Genomic DNA, 16,462 nt, shown 5'->3' with positions numbered 1-16,462 from the left:
GTATCCTGAGGGTCGAGGTTTTTCCGTGGCCGACGACGTTCTCCTGCCCCCCCCTCCCGACGAACAGCCCAAGCTGCCGGAAGAGCTGCCGGTGCTGCCCCTGCGGGACGTGGTGGTCTATCCCTACGTGATCCTGCCCCTCAGCGTCAGCCGCGAGAAGTCCATCCGCGCCGTGGACACGGCCCTGGTGGAGAACCGCATGATCCTCCTGCTCTCCCAGAAGCAGGTGGAGATGGACAACCCCAAGCCCGAGGACCTGTACCAGGTGGGCACGGCGGCCCTCATCATGCGGGTGCTCAAGCTGCCGGACGGCCGCATCCGGGCCCTGGTGCAGGGCCTCCAGCGGGTCCGCGTGGAGTACTTCACCGAGACCGAGAACCTCTTCAAGGCCCGGGTGGAACCCCTGGCCGAGCCCGAGCTGAAGGTGCCGGACCTGGAGCAGGACGCCCTCCTGCGCAGCGTGAAGCAGACGCTGGAGAAGGCCGTGGCCCTGGGCAAGACGCTGCCCCAGGAGGTGCTGGTCATCGCGGGCAACCTGGACAACCCGGGCCGCCTGGCGGACCTGGTGGCCTCCAACCTGGACCTCAAGCTCCAGCAGACCCAGGAGGTCCTCGAGATCGCCCACCCGGGCCTGCGCCTCAAGCGCGTGAACGAGCTGCTCCAGCGCGAGATCCAGCTGCTGGAGGTGCAGCAGAAGATCACCATGGAGGCCCGCGGCGAGATGGACAAGAGCCAGCGGGAGTACTACCTCCGCCAGCAGCTCAAGGCCATCCAGCAGGAGCTGGGCGAAGGCTCCGAGCTGGCCGAGGAGATCCAGGCCTTCCGCGACAAGCTGGCCAAGATGACCGTGCCCGAGGACCCGCTCACGGAGATCGAGCGCAACCTCAAGAAGCTGGAGCGCATGCATCCCGACTCCAGCGAGACCGCCGTGACGCGGACCTACCTGGAGTGGATGACCGAGCTGCCCTGGGGCTCCTTCACGGAGGACAACCTGGACCTCGCGCAAGCCCAGGCGGTGCTGGACGAGGACCACTTCGGGCTGGCCAAGATCAAGGACCGCATCCTGGAGTTCCTGGCCGTCCGCAAGCTCAAGCCCGACCTCCGCGGCACCATCCTCTGCTTCGTGGGCCCCCCGGGCGTAGGCAAGACCTCGCTCGGCAAGTCCATCGCCCGGGCCCTGGGCCGCAAGTACTCGCGCATCTCCCTGGGCGGCGTGCATGACGAGAGCGAGATCCGGGGCCATCGCCGCACCTACGTGGGCGCCATGCCCGGGCGCATCGTGCAGGCCCTGCACCAGGTGAAGAGCATGAACCCCGTGATCATGCTCGACGAGGTGGACAAGATCGGCCGCGACATGCGCGGCGATCCCAGCGCGGCCCTGCTGGAGGTGCTGGACCCCGAGCAGAACCACACCTTCCGCGACCACTACCTGAATGTGCCCCTGGACCTCAGCCAGGTGCTCTTCCTGGCCAACGCCAACGAGCTGGAGCCCATCCACCCGGCCTTCAAGGACCGCATGGAGATCATCTACCTCAACAGCTACACGCTGGAGGAGAAGCTGGGTATCGCCGAGCGGCACCTGATTCCCAAGCAGCTGGAGAAGCACGGCGTCACGCGCCAGCAGCTGTCCATTTCGAGGAAGGCCCTGAAGGCCATCATCACGGGCTACACCCGCGAGGCGGGCCTGCGCCAGCTCGAGCGCGAGATCGGCGCCGTCTGCCGCAAGGTGGCGCGGCGGGTGGCCGAGAACTCGCTGAAGAAGAAGCTCGTGCTCACGGACGACGCCATCCACGAGCTGCTGGGCCCCGTGAAGCTGCTTCAGGACGAGCGCCTGAAGGCCCCGCGGGTGGGCGTCGTGACGGGCTTGGCCTGGACCTCCGTGGGCGGCGACGTGCTGTTCGTCGAGGCCCTGAAGATGCCGGGCAAGGGCCTGCTCACCCTCACGGGCCAGCTGGGCGACGTGATGAAGGAGAGCGCCCAGGCCGCCCTGAGCTACATCCGCAGCCGGGGCGAGGCCTTCCAGATCGATCCCGAGGTGTTCCAGAAGCAGGACCTCCACATCCACTTCCCCGAGGGCGCCATCCCCAAGGACGGCCCCAGCGCGGGCCTGGCCATCGCCACCGTGCTGCTGTCCGTGCTCAAGGACATCCCGGTGAAGAACACCCTGGCCATGACCGGCGAGATCGACCTGCGGGGCGAGGCCCTGGCCATCGGCGGCCTCAAGGAGAAGGCCCTGGCGGCCCTCCGGCTGGGCATCAAGGACATCCTCATCCCCCACGCCAACCAGAAGGATCTGGAAGAGATCGACCCCGAGCTGCGGAACCAGCTGCACTTCCACCCTGTGAAGCACGTGGAGGAGGTCTTCGAGCAGGCCCTGGTGGGTTGGAAAAGACCGGAGGTCGTGGTATCAAAAGCCAAGTCCAGGCCCGCCTCCAAGGCCACATCCAAGCGTTGAGGTTTCCATGTTGCTGCTGTTCGCCGCGGTCCCCCCGCCCAAGCCCCCGGCTGTCCAGGCCCAGGTTCTCGAGGTGGGCACCCAGGGGCTTCCGCCCGCCATGGAGGCGTTCATCCAGGCCGACGACTGGCCGGGACTCGCGGACTGGTTCGAGAAGGCCTCGCCCAAGGTCCGGCGGCAGTACTACGAGTACTGGCTCCAGGCCCTGAACCGGAGCCAGCGCTGGGCCCGCCTGGCGGACGCCTGCAGGACCCTCACCCCCCAGATCGAGGGCCGCGGGAAGCCCCGCCTCGGCACCTACCGGCTCTACCGGGCCCAGGCCCTCAGCCAGCTCGGCCGGCACCGGGAGGCCATGGCGGCCCATGCGGAAAACGGCCGGCTGGGCCAGCCCGACGGCTACGCCAACGCCTGCGTCGAAGCCCGGCTGGCCGGGGACTGGAAGGCCCTCCTGGCCCACGCGGGGACCCTGCTCGCCCGCAAGCCCGGGGACGCCGAGGCCCTGGGCTGGAAGGGCGAGGCCCTCTCCCACCTGGGGCGCTTCGACGAGGCGACCGCCGTGCTCAAGCAGGCGGTCCAGGCCAATCCCAAGGCCGCCTATGCCTGGAACAACCTGGGGCGCGCGGCCCTGCAGCACAAAGCCTGGGCCGACGCCCAGGCGGCCTTCGACCAGGCCCTGAAGCTGGAGCCGGGCCAGATGGAGGCCCTGTTCAACCGCGGGATCGCCCGGTTCAACCTGAAGCAGTACGCCGCCAGCCGGGACGACTTCAAGGCCGCCCTGGCCCTGCGGCCCGGCGACCCGGTGCTCCAGGAAAACCTGCGGCAGGCCGAGAAGATGGCCGCCGCCTACCCGCAGCCCTGAGGTTCTTGCCGCCACCGGCTCTGGAGCCCATGCTGTCGCGGGGTGACCCATGCTCGCCGAAGCCTTCGCCCTCGTCCTCCAGCTGCCGCCCCTGGCCTTCAGCCCGGCCGCCCCTGCTGCCTTCCGGCCCCCGCGGGAACTGACCTGTCCGGTCGGGGAGCTGGGTCGGCCCTGGTCGCCACCTTCGCCCCGCCCCCTCTGGTCCGCACGTCTCGCGGTGGACCCCCGCGACCTGCGCCCCCGGGAACCCGCGCACCTCGTAAACCCCCTGGCGGACCTCCTGCTGCTCTTCGCCTTGGCGGGCTGGGCCTCGAGCACGGGTGGCACCGTGGACTTCCGGCCCTGGCCGGATCGGAATCCTCTCTTCGCCACCCCGCCGATGGCGCCGTACGCTTCGCCGGTTCCGTGGGCAAAGCCTGGGTTCTAGCCCAGTTGTTCCACGTGGAACGCCGTTAAAGAGGGTCGGAAACCGGGTCCCTTCGGTAGACTGGTTCCGCGAGGTGGGCGTGGGGCTTCTGGGCGGTCTGTTCGACAAGTTCAAGCAGGGACTGAAGCGCACTCAGGAGCTGGTGCTGGCGCCCATGGGCCGCCTCCTGGGCCTGCGGCGCCTGGACGAGGATCAGCTGGAGGAGCTGGAGGACCTGCTGCTCCAGGCGGACCTGGGCGTGCGCGCCGTGGACCAGCTCATGGCCCGGCTCCGCTTCGAGCTGCGGGGCGGATCCGAGATCGACCCCAAGGCCGTGCTGAAGGACGAGCTGCTGAAGCTGCTCCGGCAGCGCCCCGCCCGGCCCTTCCTGGCCTCGGGCACCCAGGTGGTGCTCCTGGTGGGCGTCAACGGCGTGGGCAAGACCACCACCCTGGGCAAGCTGGCCGCCCACCTCAAGGCCCGGGGCGAGGAAGTCCTGGTGGTGGCCGGGGACACCTTCCGGGCCGCGGCCATCGACCAGCTGGAGCGCTGGGGCGAGCGGGCCGGGGTGCCGGTGATCCGCAACCAGATGGGCGGCGATCCGGCCGCCATCGCCTTCGATGGGGCCACCAGCGCCAAGGCCAAGGGCACGCCCTGGGTGCTCATCGACACGGCGGGGCGCCTCCACACCAAGGACCACCTCATGAAGGAGCTGGACAAGATCCGCCGCAGCCTCCAGAAGGTGATCCCTGAGGCGCCCCACCGGGTGCTGCTGGTGCTGGACGCCACCACGGGCCAGAACGGGCTGCAGCAGGCGGAGGTCTTCGCCCGCACCGCCGGGGTCACGGACCTGGTGCTCACCAAGCTGGATGGCAGTGCCAAGGGTGGTGTGGTGGTGCCCATCCTGGACCGCCTGAGGCTCCCCATCGCCTTCGTGGGCGTGGGCGAGGGCGTGGACGACCTCATCCCCTTCGACGCCGAGGCCTTCGTGGACGGGCTGCTGGATGCCTGAACCGGACCTGACCCCCGAGGTGGCCTGGGCCCTGGCCACGGGCGGCCCCTGGCCGGACCCGGAATCCCTGGCGGGGGATGCCCGCTTCATGGCCCTGGCCCTCCAGGAGGGCCTGAAGGGCGTGGGCCTGTCGAGCCCCAACCCTCCGGTGGGCTGCGTCCTGGTGAAGGAAGACCGGGTGATCGGGGCCGGAGTCCACACCCGGGCCGGCGATCCCCACGGCGAGATCATGGCGCTTCGGGACGCCGAAGCCCGGGACGAGGATGTGCGGGGCGCCACCGCCTACGTGACCCTGGAGCCCTGCTGCCACCAGGGGCGCACGGGCCCCTGCACCCTGGCCCTCATCCAGGCCGGCGTGGCCCGGGTGGTGGTGGGCGTGCGCGACCCCAACCCCCGGGTGGACGGCGGGGGTCTGGCCATCCTGCGGGCCCAGGGCGTGGCCGTGGAGGAGGGCGTGCTGGGGGAGGCCTGTGCCCGCTTCCACGCCCCCTTCTTCAAGCTCATCCGCACGGGCCTGCCCTGGGTGAGCCTCAAGCTGGCCCTGGGATCCGATGGCGCCCTGGGTCCCGCGGGGCGGACCACCCCCATCACGCCTCCGGAGGTCCAACGCCTGGGCCACGCCCTGCGGCGAGCGGCGGAGGCCATCGTGGTGGGGCGCCACACGGCCGAGGTGGATGATCCCCAGCTCACGGACCGCTGGGCCGCCCCCACGGCGCCCCACCGGATCTTCCACCGGGTGGTCATGGACAACGGCGGCCAGGTGCCCGCCGGGGCGCGGGTCTGGCTGCCCGTGGCCGGACAGCCGGCGCTGCGGGCCGTCACGGGGGATCCGGAACCCCTACGGGGCGTGGAGGACCTGCGCCTGCCCCCAGGTCCCCGGGGATGCAGTTTGCGCCACCTGTTGCACGAACTCGCCGCCCGGGGCGTGGGCCGGGTGCTGGTGGAGGGCGGGGGTACGCTGGCCCAGGCCTTCCTCGACCAGGACCTGGTGGATGAGTTCCACCGCTTCCAGAGCGGGGCTCCGGCGGGTGGAACGCCGCTCCCGTTGAGCATTCCCTCCGCCTGGACCCTCCACGCCGTGGGCCGGTGGCCCGGAGGACGCTGGGAGGTATGGCGCTAGACTGGCCTCCCCGGTTTCCTGGCACGACCTTTGAGAAGCGCGCTTGTTCCCCCACCTCCGGAGTTCCCATGCGTCCCCGATCCTGGCGATTCCTTCTCGGCCTCCTGCTCCTCCTGCCCTTCGCCGCGTGCGGCGGCGGGTCGGATTCCTACGTCAGCCCCGACGCCCTGATCACCCTCCAGGCCCAGTTCGAGAAGCCGACCCTCACCCCCGCGGGCCTCGGCGCCACGACCCTGCGCCCCGCGCGCTACTGCTGGGCCGAGGTGCGGGACGCCTCCTCCGGAAGCCTCCTGGCCTCCGGCTACCTGGGAAGCGACGGCACCGGCCGCACCACGGTGCCCAAGGGCCTCCAGGTCTACGTGCAGGTCTTCGCGGACTACCAGGTGCCCAGCGCCGATCCCGCCAGCTCCTTCCTGCGGGGCAGCGTGAGGAACGCGCCCCTGCCGGCCACCACCCTCACCAACGCGGCCTTCGACGCCATTCCCGAGTGGTCCGTCACCAGCAACACCTTCCTGGCGGACCGGGACGGCACCCTGGCGGTCACAGCCCAAGCCAGCAACCGCATCGCCGGGGCCTTCAACATCGCCGACCAGGCCGTGACCTTCGCCGCGGCCGTGCGGGACATGGACGGCTCCACCACCCTGCGGCTGCCGGACCTCCACACCTTCTGGACCACCAGCACCAATGCCGCCGACCAGCAGCGCACCTATCCCACCGTCCTGACGGGCTCCGGGTCCACCATCCTGGTCTCCGGCCAGGGCCGGGCCCTCTTCGGCCACCAGGTCTACGGCCTGGGGAGCGGCGCCCCCAACACGGAAACCGATGAATGGGATGACGGCGTGCTCCAGGAGTCCTTCGCCCGCCTCCTCTTCGCGGACTACAGCTTCAAGCCCGATGGCAGCAGCAACCTCTCCCTCCTGCGCCGGGACAACGACAATGTCTGGGTGGACCGGGGGGTGCAGAGCGAATCCACCGCGGCCTTCGTGGCGGGCTATTCCGATTTCCTCGCCGGGGCCGTGCGGAACAACAGCCAGATCCTCGATAGCTATGTGGACGGCGCGGGCGTCGCCCGGGTGGACGTCTTCGACCTCACGGACCATGCCTATGTGCCAGCGGCTGCCAAGGGCGAGTTCGCCCGGGGCTCCGTCGCCGTGAGCCTCTGGGGGCTCTGGAAGAACGTGCTGGGGGGCGGCTCCACGGGCCTGAACACCCTCTGGGCCGCCGTGCGCTCGACCCAGGCCTACCCGAACGGCACGGGTGAGTACGAACAGGCCACCCTGGGCTGCTACCCCACCTACCTCCAGGGCGTGGCCAGCCGCACCACCGCCACCACCTGGCAATCGGCCCTCAACGAGCTGGCCCTGGAGTCCGTGCCGAGCCCGGACGCCACCTACTTCGCCGGCACGGCCCTCTGGCTGACCCGGAGCCTCCCCTTCGCGGATTCCGGGAGCCTCCAGACCTACGCCCCCAGCCTCGGCTACTACTACGACCGCGACCAGAGCCAGGCCTGGCGGTTCGTCCACATCGGGGGCGCCCGCACCATCACCATGACGCCCACCAGCGGCCAGGACTTCTACCTCGAGCTCATCGGCCCCGGCGGCTGGGTGGCGGGGAGCTACAGCAATCCCGGCAGCACCCGCACCCTGACCTTCAGCAACCTGGCCGCGGGCACCTATGTCGCCCGCGTGCGGACCGGCGCCACCACGGCCACGGGAACGAACACCTACACGATCAGCGTGAACTGAATCAGCCCCCGCCCACCAGCCGCACCACCTCCAGCCGGTCGCCCTCCTTCAGGGGGGTGGCCGGATGGTCGGCCCGGCGGATGACCTCGCCGTTCAGCTCCACGGCGCTCCCGAAGGCCGGCAGGTCCAGCCAGGCCGCCAAGTCCGCCACTGTGGCCAGGGCCGGGGTCTCGCGGGTCTCCCCGTTGATGCGCAGCCTCACCGGGCCTCCGCCGCTGCCTGGAAGCCCTTCTCCAGATCGGCAATGAGATCCGGCTGATCCTCGATGCCCACGGAGAAGCGCAGGAGGCCATCGGTGATGCCGAGGCGGGCCTTCACGTCGGGCGGTGTCCTCAGGTGGCTCATGCTGGCGGGATGCTGGATGAGGCTCTCCACGCCGCCCAGGCTCACGCCCCGGGTGATGACCTCCAGGGCCTCACAGAAGCGTTGGCCCGCCAGGAGGCCCGCCCGCAGCTCGAAGCTGATCATGGCGCCGAAGCCCTTGTCCATCTGCCGGGCCGCGACCTCGTGGCCCGCGTGGGTGGGCAGGCCCGGGTAGTCCACCCGGGCCACGGAGGGCTGCCACAGCAGCCACTGGGCCAGGGCCTGGGCGTTGTCCGAGGCGCGATGCACCCGTAGGGGCAGGGTCTTGAGGCCGCGGTGCAGCAGCCAGGCGGCCATGGGATCCAGCGTCGGCCCCATGACCTTGGTGAGGTGCCAGCAGGCCACCACATCCGCGTCCGAGCCGGCGATGACGCCCGCCACCACGTCGGAGTGGCCCGCCAGGTACTTGGTGGCCGAGGCCACGCTGAGATCAATGCCGAACCGCAGGGGCTTGGTGTGGAAGGGGCTGGGAAAGGTGTTGTCGGCCACGGTGCGGATGCCGTACTTCTTCCCGAGGGCGGCCACGGCGGCGAGATCTGTCACGGCCAGGGTGGGGTTGGAGGGTGTCTCCACCCAGAGCATCCGGGTCTCCGGGCGGATGGCCGCCTCCCACTCCGCGCCGTCCAGTGTGTTCTGGATCCAGGTGACCTTCAGGCCCCGCCCGGCCTCCCAGCGGCGGATGAGCTGCTCGGTCCCCAGGTAGATGGCGGCGGGCGCCACGAGGTGATCCCCCGCCTTCAGGAAGGCCTCGAAGACCAGGGCGAAGGCCGCCATGCCCGAGGCGGCCACCAGGGCGCGCTCGGCGCCCTCTAGGGCCGCCAGCACCGACTCGACCTCGCTGGCGTTGGGATTGCCCCAGCGGGTGTAGAAGGTCGGGGGTTCGACGGCCGCCGCGAACTCGGCGCCCTCGCGGTTCTCCAGCAGCTCGAACACGGAGGTCTGGAAGATCGGCGTGGTCACGGCCCGTGTCGGGTTGTGGTGCTTCCCGGCGTGGATGGCGGTGGTGGTGGGACCCCAGGGCGTGGGCATGTCGGCCTCGTCAGGTGCGCGGGAGCGCCTTGGCTCCTGGTTCCCAGCATAGGCGCGGAAGCCCGCTCCGGCCTACCACTTCCAGAAGATGAGGGCGAGGGCCACCACCGCCAGACCGATCACCACCACCAGGCGCCAGACCGAGGCCCGGCCTGTCGGGCGCCCGCTGGGCTCCTGGTCCGTCAGGGCCGCGCGGGTCAGCTCGTCCATGTCCGAGGGCGGCGCGGGAGCCTGGCAATCCAGGCAGCGGAAGGGCTCGCCCGGTGTCTCCACCGCATCCACGATCACCCGCCCGCAGCTCTGGCACACATGGCCCACGCCGGGAAGGTAGGCCGAGAGGGAAGGGGGGATCTCGTTGCTCATGGCCCAGCATGCGGTGCGGGCCCGTCCTTGGCCAGCCCTTCGGCCAACACTTCGTTCACCACGCCGGGATCCAGACGGCCGCCCCCGGCCTTCAGCACCTGACCCACCAGGAAGCCCCGGAGGTTTGTCTTCCCCGCGCGGAACTGGGCCACCGGCCCCGGGTGGTCGGCCAGCACCTGGGCCACCAGCGTCTCGATGGCGCCCCGGTCGCTGACCTGGGCCAGCCCCTTGCGCGCCACGATGTCGCCGGCCCGGCCCTCGCCCGCCAGCAGGGCCGGGTACACCTGCTCCTTGGCGGTGCCGTAGCTGATCCGGCGTTCCCCGACGAGACCCACCAGTTCCGCCAGGGCCTCCGGCGGGATGGGGAAGGCCGCGATGCCCCCCCCTCGCTCGTTGAGGGTGCGGCTCACCTCGCCCAGCATCCAGCTGGCCGCGGCCTTGCCCTGGCCCGACGCGGCTGCCAGCGCCTCGAAGTAGTCCGCGAAGGCCGGATCCTGGAGCAGGGTGAGGGCCTCCTCCTCGCCGAGGCCAAAGGCCGCCCGCCAGCGCTGCGCCCGGGCCTCCGGAAGCTCGGGCAGGGAGGCTCGCACCGCGGCGATCTCGGTCTCGGTCACCTCCAGGGCCGGCAGATCCGGCTCGGGGAAATAGCGGTAGTCCATGGCGGCCTCCTTGGTCCGCTGGGCCCGGGTCTCGCCGGCCTCCGCGTCCCAGCCGCGGGTCTCCTGGACCACGGCGCCGCCCGCCTCCAGCAGGGCCGCCTGCCGCGCCACCTCGTGGGCCAGAGCCTGCTTCACGAACCGGAAGGAGTTGAGGTTCTTCACCTCCACCCGGGTCCCGAGGGTCTGGGTTCCCCTTGGCCGGAGGCTCACGTTGGCGTCGCAGCGGAAGCCGCCCTCCTCCAGATTCCCCTCCCCGACGCCCAGGAAGACCACCAGGCGATGCAGGGCCTTGAGGTAGTCCGAAGCCTCCTGTGGACTTCGCAAGTCTGGCATTCCCACCACTTCAAGCAGTGGTACCCCGGCCCGGTTGAGGTCCACCAGGGTGGCGCCGGATCGCTGGTCGTGGAGGCTCTTGCCCGCATCCTCCTCCAGGTGGGCGCGCTCGAGACGGATGCGCACGGGTCCACCCTCCCCGCGCACGGCCGCGTCGCCGGGGATCTCCAGGGACCCGCCCTCCACCAGCGCCACGGGACCCTGGGTGATCTGATAGCCCTTGGGCAGGTCCGGGTAGAAGTACTGCTTCCGGTAGAACGTGCTGCGTTCCTGGATGCGGGCCCCCACCGCCAGCCCCAGGGCGAGGCCCAGGCGGACGGCGGCTCCATTGAGCACGGGGAGGGCCCCGGGCAGGCCGAGACAGACGGGGCAGGTCTGGGTGTTGGGGGGGGCGCCATAGGCGTTGCGGCAGGCGCAGAAGAGCTTGGACCGGGTCCGCAGCTGGACGTGGACCTCGAGACCGATGATGGCTTCAAACCCAGGCTTCACGCGCCCTCCTGGGGCCAGTCTACTTCGCCGGGCCTATTTTCCGAGGCAGAAGCCGCTGAAGAGTTCGTCCAGGGTGCGCTCGGCGCGGTCCTCCCCCGTGAGCTGGGCCAGCAGGCCCCAGGCCCCCTGGAGGAGCGAGGCCGGTAACTCGGGCGGGCAGCCGGACTCCAGGCCGGCCAGCAGGTCCATCTGGCGGGCGAGGTCATCCAGGAGGTCGGCCTGCCGCTGGGTGGCCAGGGCCCCCAGGCAGGCGTCCGGAGCCAGCCCACCCAGGATGCGGTCCTTGAGGGCGCCCTCCAGGGCATCCAGCTCGCCGCGGTGGGCGGCGATGGCCACGCCGGGCACCTCGGCCAGGTCTCCGAAGGTGCGGACCTCCAGGACCTTGCCGGCAAAGGGGGCCAGGGCCGCCTGGAGGGCCGGATCGGGGGTGGCGTCCGGGGCCGGCCAGAGGTGCAGCACCAGATCGGCCCCTTCCAGGACAGGGGCGACGCGGGCCACGCCGAGCCGCTCCACCGGATCCTCCGTGTCCCGCAGACCTGCGGTGTCGTAGAGACGAAGGGGCAGGCCCCGCCACTCGCACCGGACCTCCAGCACGTCGCGGGTGGTACCGGGGATGTCGGTAACGATGGCCCGGTCCTCGCCGGCCAGGGCATTGAAGAGGGTGCTCTTCCCGGCGTTGGGACGGCCCACCAGGGCCAAGCGGAGGCCATCCTGGAGGTGCCGGGCCGCCCGGCAACGGACCTGTTCCACGTGGAACCGTCGTCGAATGGGCTCCAGCTCCCGATTCAAGGCCAATAAATCCAATAAGATATCTTCTTCGTCCCCGTAGTCCACGGCCGCCTCGGCCCGGGCCACCCAGGGCGTAAGGGCCTCCTGGGCGGCCGGAATCCAGGGAGGAAGAGCCCCCGCCCGCGCCTGGGCCAGCCGGATCTGAATATCGGTCTCGGCGGTCACCAGGTCCCGCAGGGCCTCGACCTCCAGCAGGCCCTGCTTGCCGTTCAGGAGGGCCCGGCGAGTGAATTCGCCCGGCTCCGCCAGGCGGACGCCCAGGGTGCCCAGGTGTTCCAGGAGCCGGCGCACCAGCAGCGGGTTGCCGTGGACCTGGAGCTCCACCAGGTCCTCCCCCGTGTAGCTGGCGGGGGCGGGGAAGAAGAGCACCAAGGCCCGTTCCCGGAAGCCCCCCCAGCGCAGGGTGCGCAGGCTGGCCCGGCGCGGTTCCGGCAGCGCGAGCAGGGGCGCCAGTACGGCCGATAAGCCTGGCCCCGAGACGCGCACCAAGGCCACCGCCGAGGGCAGCAGCGGCGTGGCGGGGGCGCAGATCGGTTCCGGGGTCACCGGGCCAGTCTACTTCCGGAACACCTTCACGGGCTTGAAGGTGCCCGTGCCTTCGCTTTCGGTGCCCAGGCCTTCTTCGCGACTCACCACCAGGTGCACCCAGCGGCGCTCGCGGGGGCTCAGGGCCCCGAGGGTGTGGCTGCCCAGCTCCCGGGCCCGCTCGGCCGCGAAGCGGCCCATGGCCATGACCTCCTGCATGCGGAAGAGCCGGGCGCCCTTCGCGTCCAGATAGGCCAGCTTGGCGTCCTCGCGCTCGCCCTGGGCCTCGTGGACCAAGAACTGGAGGGCGTCCAGGCCCGCGCCCCGATTGGCCGCCAGCCAGCCCGCGTCGGGACCGGACACGGACAGGCGATTGGGGAAGGCCTCCTCGTCGCCCGAGGGGGCGGACTTCGCCTCCACGGACAGGTCCAGGTGAGCCATCCACCGGGTGATGAGCTCGGGCACGGATTCCAGGCTGGCGCCGCTCTTACGCATGGCTGTCTCCTAGACCTTGATGGGCTGGGGCTGGTAGGACTTCATGATCCACCAGGTCTGGGCGATGCCGATGAGATTGAAGACGAAGTAGTAGATCACGAGCCCGGCCGGGCTCTGGGCGAAGAAGAAGGTCATCATCGCCGGCATGAGCACCAGCATCATCTTGCGCTGGGCGGGATCGCCCACGGCGGGGGTCATGTACTGCTGGGCGAACATGGAGGCGCCCATCAGCACGGGGTAGATGAAGTAGGGGTCCCGGGCGGAGAGGTCCACGATCCAGCCGAAGAAGGGCGCGTGGCGCAGCTCGAAGACGGCGTTCAGCATGGACCAGAGGGCCAGGAAGATGGGCATCTGGAGCAGCATGGGCAGGCAGCCGCCCATGGGGTTGTGGCCGTTCTTCTTGTAGAGCTCCATGAGCTCCTTCTGCATCTCGGCCTTCTTGGTCATGTCGCCGCCGAACTTCTCGTACTTGGCCTGGATGGCCTTCTGGTGCGGCTCGAAGTCCTTCATGCGCAGCATGGAGATGGTCTGCTTGGTGTTCAGGTGCCAGGTGGCCAGGCGGATGATCACCGTGAAGAGCACGATGGCCCAGCCCCAGTTGCCCACCACGCGGTAGACCATGCGCAGCATCCAGAAGAGCAGCTGGGCCACGGCGCCGAAGAAGCCGTAGTCGATGACCCGGGTGAAGGGCTTTTCGAAGGCCAGGAGCGGCTCGGCCTGCTTGGGACCCAGGTAGAGCGAGGCGTCGAGGCGGCCGTTCTCGGGCAGCAGCTGGTAGCCGGAGGCGTCCCGGCCTGCGGGGCGGGGCAGCTTCCAGAGGGCGGCGAAGTAGTGGTTGCGCTGGCTCTTGGCGTCCTTCTCCACGCCCGCGTCCAGGCCCAGGCGGCTCGAGGAGGGCGGCAGCTCCTTGCGCTTGGCGCCCAGGAAGCTGAAGAAGGGGTCATGCAGCATCTCGGTCCAGGTCACGGCCTGGATGGACTTCTCGGACAGGGTGAACACGCGGCCCAGGTGCTTCACGGGCTCGTCGCCGGTGGGGTTGGCGATCAGCTGGAGGGCGGCGTTCCGGGACGAGAGGCCCTCAAGGCGGATCTCGAGACCCTTCTGGGGCACCAGGTAGCTCAGGCGGTCGCCCGCGGCATTCTCGAAGGTGACGGTGGTGACGCCCGTCGCGGCCTTCTCCTCGCGCACCGTCTCGAAGCCCGGCCCCTGCAGGGCGCCCAGGCCCGGGAAGGCGTCGGGGAAGAAGGAGGTGCCGTCCTGGAGCCAGATGGCCTGCTTCAGGGCGCCGGTGGCCACCTGCCAGGTCAGGCGGTAGTCCGCCGTGGCCAGGGTGTGGGTGGCGGCCGGATCCGCGGCCTTCACGCCCGTGGGCGCGGTCACCGCGGCGGCCTGGGCCACGGGGGTCGGGGCGGGCGCGGCGGCCGGCTGGGCCTTGGGCGTCTCCGGAACGGGCGCCTGGGCTTGGACGGGGGGAGCCGGCTTGGCGTACCGGGAACTGAGCCAGAACTGGGCCCCCAGCAGGATCATGCTGCCGATGACGAAGTAGAGGACATTGCGGTTTTTCATGGCGTGTCCAAGGGGAGGAGACGGCGCAGGGCCAGCCCGAGCTGAACCTCGATATCCCGGAAGGTGAGCCGATCAAGGGGGGGCGCGCTCCGGGCGGGGCGCACCCAGACGACCCAGGGCTGGCCGGCGAGGCGCCCGGAGAGCGACAGGAAGGCCATGCGGACCTGCCGGCGGAAGCGGTTCCGCCGGACGGCGGGGCCGGTCTTCCGCGGGGAGGTCACGAGCAGGAGCGGCAGGGCGCCGCTGGGCCGGCGCCAGGCCCGGATGTCCAGATACGCCTCATGCCCCAGCAGCGGCCGGGGCAGGGGCGTGGGCACGGCGTGGTCCCGCTGGCGGACCGTGCGGAAGCGGCCCTTGAAGATCACGGGACCGGCGTCAGACCGCCAGGACGTGGCGGCCCTTCGCGCGGCGGCGCTTGAGCACCAGGCGGCCATTCTTGGTCTTCATGCGGCTCAGGAAGCCGTGGGTCTTCGCGCGGCGGCGGTTGTTGGGCTGGAAGGTGCGCTTCATGGTTCCACCTCGGGGGTCCCCTCCCGGGGAGGAGGACGAACCTTCGAGGGTATCAGCGGTGGGCGCGCCGCTCAAGGCCATTTCCATCCTCCCATCCGCCCCCCGGGGTGCTAGATTTGGGATCCTCCCCGCGAGTCTTCCGTGGCCGGTGGCGTGCGAAGCCCGCCCCCGAGGTTGCGTGCCCACGCGCTTCCGCCACGTCAGCCGCCCCACCCACCGCCCCCGGTGAACACATGCGCTCCACCGATCCCACCGCCCTCTGGGACACCATCCGACTAGGCCTGTCCAAGCAGCTCCCCGAAGCCAGCTTCAAGGAGTGGATCGCGCCCTGTGCCCCCCTGAAGGTCGAGGACGGGACCCTGTGGATCCAGGTCCCCAGCGCCGCCGCCAAGCTCTGGATCGAGCAGCAGCTGCCCGAGGAGTTCAACGACGCGCTGGCCCAGGGCGGCCTGGCGGATCTCCACCTGGTGTTCCAGGTCACGGGCGCCCCGCCCGTGGCGCCCGTGACCCCGCCCAGGAAGAGCGAGTCCAGCTCCCATTCCCCCTCTCATTCCGCTGGGGAGGCGCCCACCTCCTTCCCCTACCTCTTCAATCGCTACACCCTGGACCGCTTCGTGGTGGGCCCGGGCAGCCAGCTGGCCTTCGCCGCCGCCAAGGCCGTGGTGGACAGCTACGGCAAGGCCGCGACGCCCCTCAGCATGAATCCCCTGTTCATCTACGGCGGTGCGGGGCTCGGCAAGACCCACCTCATGGTGGGCATCGGAAAGGGCCTGCTGGCGCGCAATCCAAAGCTCCGCGTGGCCTACCTCAAAGTGGACAACTTCTTCAACGAGCTCACCGTCGCCATCAAGGCCAAGAACACCGAGCCCATGCGGAAGAAGTACCAGCAGAACGACGTGCTGCTGCTGGATGACGTCCAGACGCTGGGGAAGATGGAGCGGACGCAGGAGGAGATCTTCTACATCCTGGAATACCTCCTCCAGCACGGGAAACAGATCGTCCTCACCTCGGACAAACCCCCGCAGCGGCTGGAGGGCTGCCACGAGCGGCTCATCACGCGCTTCAAGTGGGGCCTCACGGCCGACATCCAGCCGCCCGACTTCGAGACCCGCATCGCCATCCTGAAGAAGAAGCTCGAGGACGCGGACTTCAAGAACGTGCCCCCCATCCCGGAGGACGTGCTCACCTTCATCGCCCACAAGGCCAAGGGCAGCGTCCGCGATCTGGAGGGCTTCCTCACCCGCGTCATCTTCCAGGCCAGCCTCATCGGCGTCCCCCCCACCCTGGAAGTGGCCCACGCGGCCTTCCAGGGCCAGAGCGGGGAGGAGCCCACGGCCGGCGTGCCACCCGAGCGGATCTACCGCATGACCGCCGAGACCTTCAACGTCTCCTTCGTGGATCTCATGAAGAAGCGCTCCCGCCAGCAGGTCATCCTGGTGCCGCGGCAGGTGGCCATGTACCTGGCCCGGGAGATCGCCTCCGCGCCCTTCACGGACATCGGGCGCTCCTTCAGCATGCACCACTCCACCGTCATGAACGCCATCGACTCCGTGCGGGAGCGCATGAAGCGCGATCCGGAATTCCACAGGATGGTCCAGGCCCTCCTAAATAGTATTCATTGATTTGATTGTGGTTGACTTGTTTTCAACACAGGGCTCAGCCGGGAAGTCCACAAACCGGCCGGCCGGGTCGCGCGGAGGGGCCCCGACCCCTGGATTCCGCACCTCCCCGGAGGCTCTCCACA

General features: G+C 70.2%; 16 protein-coding genes. 7 read left to right on the top strand and 9 right to left on the bottom strand.

The annotated features are described in order from the left end of the window. Nucleotides 1-25 precede the first annotated feature (25 nt). The 6 genes from lon (at nt 26) to MLE42_RS08595 (ending at nt 7,597) form a co-directional block, all read left to right on the top strand. On the top strand, nt 26-2,455 hold the full coding sequence (lon, locus tag MLE42_RS08620) for an endopeptidase La (protein WP_243287463.1): 2,430 nt from the start codon (nt 26-28) through the stop codon (nt 2,453-2,455). Nucleotides 2,456-2,462: 7 nt separating this feature from the next. Beyond that, nucleotides 2,463-3,314 carry a tetratricopeptide repeat protein gene (locus MLE42_RS08615; RefSeq protein WP_243287462.1) on the top strand — a complete coding sequence of 284 codons (852 nt, stop codon included), beginning with the start codon at nt 2,463-2,465 and terminating at the stop codon, nt 3,312-3,314. A 49-nt stretch (nt 3,315-3,363) separates the two neighbouring features. Next, entirely contained in the window at nt 3,364-3,741 is a 378-nt protein-coding gene (locus tag MLE42_RS08610; protein ID WP_243287461.1) for a hypothetical protein, read from the top strand. 79 nt (nt 3,742-3,820) lie between these two features. Then, nucleotides 3,821-4,732, top strand: a complete 912-nt coding sequence (gene ftsY / locus MLE42_RS08605) for a signal recognition particle-docking protein FtsY (RefSeq protein ID WP_243287460.1) — start codon at nt 3,821-3,823, stop codon at nt 4,730-4,732. Then, complete coding sequence (gene ribD / locus MLE42_RS08600) at nt 4,725-5,852, top strand: bifunctional diaminohydroxyphosphoribosylaminopyrimidine deaminase/5-amino-6-(5-phosphoribosylamino)uracil reductase RibD (protein ID WP_243287459.1); 1,128 nt, start codon at nt 4,725-4,727, stop codon at nt 5,850-5,852. The genes ftsY and ribD overlap by 8 nt, the downstream gene beginning before the upstream one ends. A gap of 68 nt (nt 5,853-5,920) precedes the next feature. After that, complete coding sequence (locus MLE42_RS08595) at nt 5,921-7,597, top strand: hypothetical protein (protein ID WP_243287458.1); 1,677 nt, start codon at nt 5,921-5,923, stop codon at nt 7,595-7,597. Between the two features lies 1 nt (nt 7,598). Here MLE42_RS08595 and thiS read toward each other — a convergent pair whose 3' ends face one another. From thiS to rpmH, 9 genes are all read right to left on the bottom strand, one after another. Continuing rightward, the gene (thiS, locus tag MLE42_RS08590) at nt 7,599-7,799 is read right to left on the bottom strand and encodes a sulfur carrier protein ThiS (protein WP_243287457.1); all 201 of its coding nucleotides are present in this window, start codon (nt 7,797-7,799) and stop codon (nt 7,599-7,601) included. Then, nucleotides 7,796-8,989, bottom strand: a complete 1,194-nt coding sequence (locus MLE42_RS08585) for a trans-sulfuration enzyme family protein (RefSeq protein ID WP_243287456.1) — start codon at nt 8,987-8,989, stop codon at nt 7,796-7,798. Before MLE42_RS08585 ends, thiS begins: the two co-directional genes overlap by 4 nt. Before the next feature lie 72 nt (nt 8,990-9,061). Then, nucleotides 9,062-9,352: a hypothetical protein gene (locus tag MLE42_RS08580; protein ID WP_243287455.1), complete on the bottom strand. Its 291-nt coding sequence runs from the start codon at nt 9,350-9,352 to the stop codon at nt 9,062-9,064. Beyond that, a complete protein-coding gene (gene gatB, locus MLE42_RS08575; RefSeq protein WP_243287454.1) occupies nt 9,349-10,833 on the bottom strand; it encodes an Asp-tRNA(Asn)/Glu-tRNA(Gln) amidotransferase subunit GatB in 1,485 nt (494 codons plus the stop codon). The genes MLE42_RS08580 and gatB overlap by 4 nt, the downstream gene beginning before the upstream one ends. Before the next feature lie 33 nt (nt 10,834-10,866). Then, entirely contained in the window at nt 10,867-12,168 is a 1,302-nt protein-coding gene (locus MLE42_RS08570) for a tRNA modification GTPase (RefSeq protein WP_338029966.1), read from the bottom strand. 9 nt (nt 12,169-12,177) lie between these two features. Next, complete coding sequence (locus tag MLE42_RS08560; RefSeq protein WP_243287453.1) at nt 12,178-12,642, bottom strand: R3H domain-containing nucleic acid-binding protein; 465 nt, start codon at nt 12,640-12,642, stop codon at nt 12,178-12,180. A gap of 9 nt (nt 12,643-12,651) precedes the next feature. Further along, entirely contained in the window at nt 12,652-14,208 is a 1,557-nt protein-coding gene (yidC, locus tag MLE42_RS08555) for a membrane protein insertase YidC (RefSeq protein ID WP_243287452.1), read from the bottom strand. Beyond that, nucleotides 14,205-14,573 (bottom strand): ribonuclease P protein component, encoded by a 369-nt coding sequence (locus tag MLE42_RS08550; RefSeq protein WP_243287451.1) that lies wholly within the window; start codon nt 14,571-14,573, stop codon nt 14,205-14,207. The genes yidC and MLE42_RS08550 overlap by 4 nt, the downstream gene beginning before the upstream one ends. Before the next feature lie 10 nt (nt 14,574-14,583). Beyond that, entirely contained in the window at nt 14,584-14,718 is a 135-nt protein-coding gene (gene rpmH / locus MLE42_RS08545) for a 50S ribosomal protein L34 (protein ID WP_026852422.1), read from the bottom strand. Nucleotides 14,719-14,951: 233 nt separating this feature from the next. Between rpmH and dnaA the strand changes: the two genes are divergently transcribed. Next, a complete protein-coding gene (gene dnaA / locus MLE42_RS08540; protein ID WP_243287450.1) occupies nt 14,952-16,340 on the top strand; it encodes a chromosomal replication initiator protein DnaA in 1,389 nt (462 codons plus the stop codon). The last annotated feature ends 122 nt before the right edge of the window (nt 16,341-16,462 follow it).

This window comes from Geothrix terrae, from assembly GCF_022808775.1.
In the GTDB taxonomy this organism is placed as follows: domain Bacteria; phylum Acidobacteriota; class Holophagae; order Holophagales; family Holophagaceae; genus Geothrix; species Geothrix terrae.
This window is presented reverse-complemented; position numbering and strand designations above follow the sequence as displayed.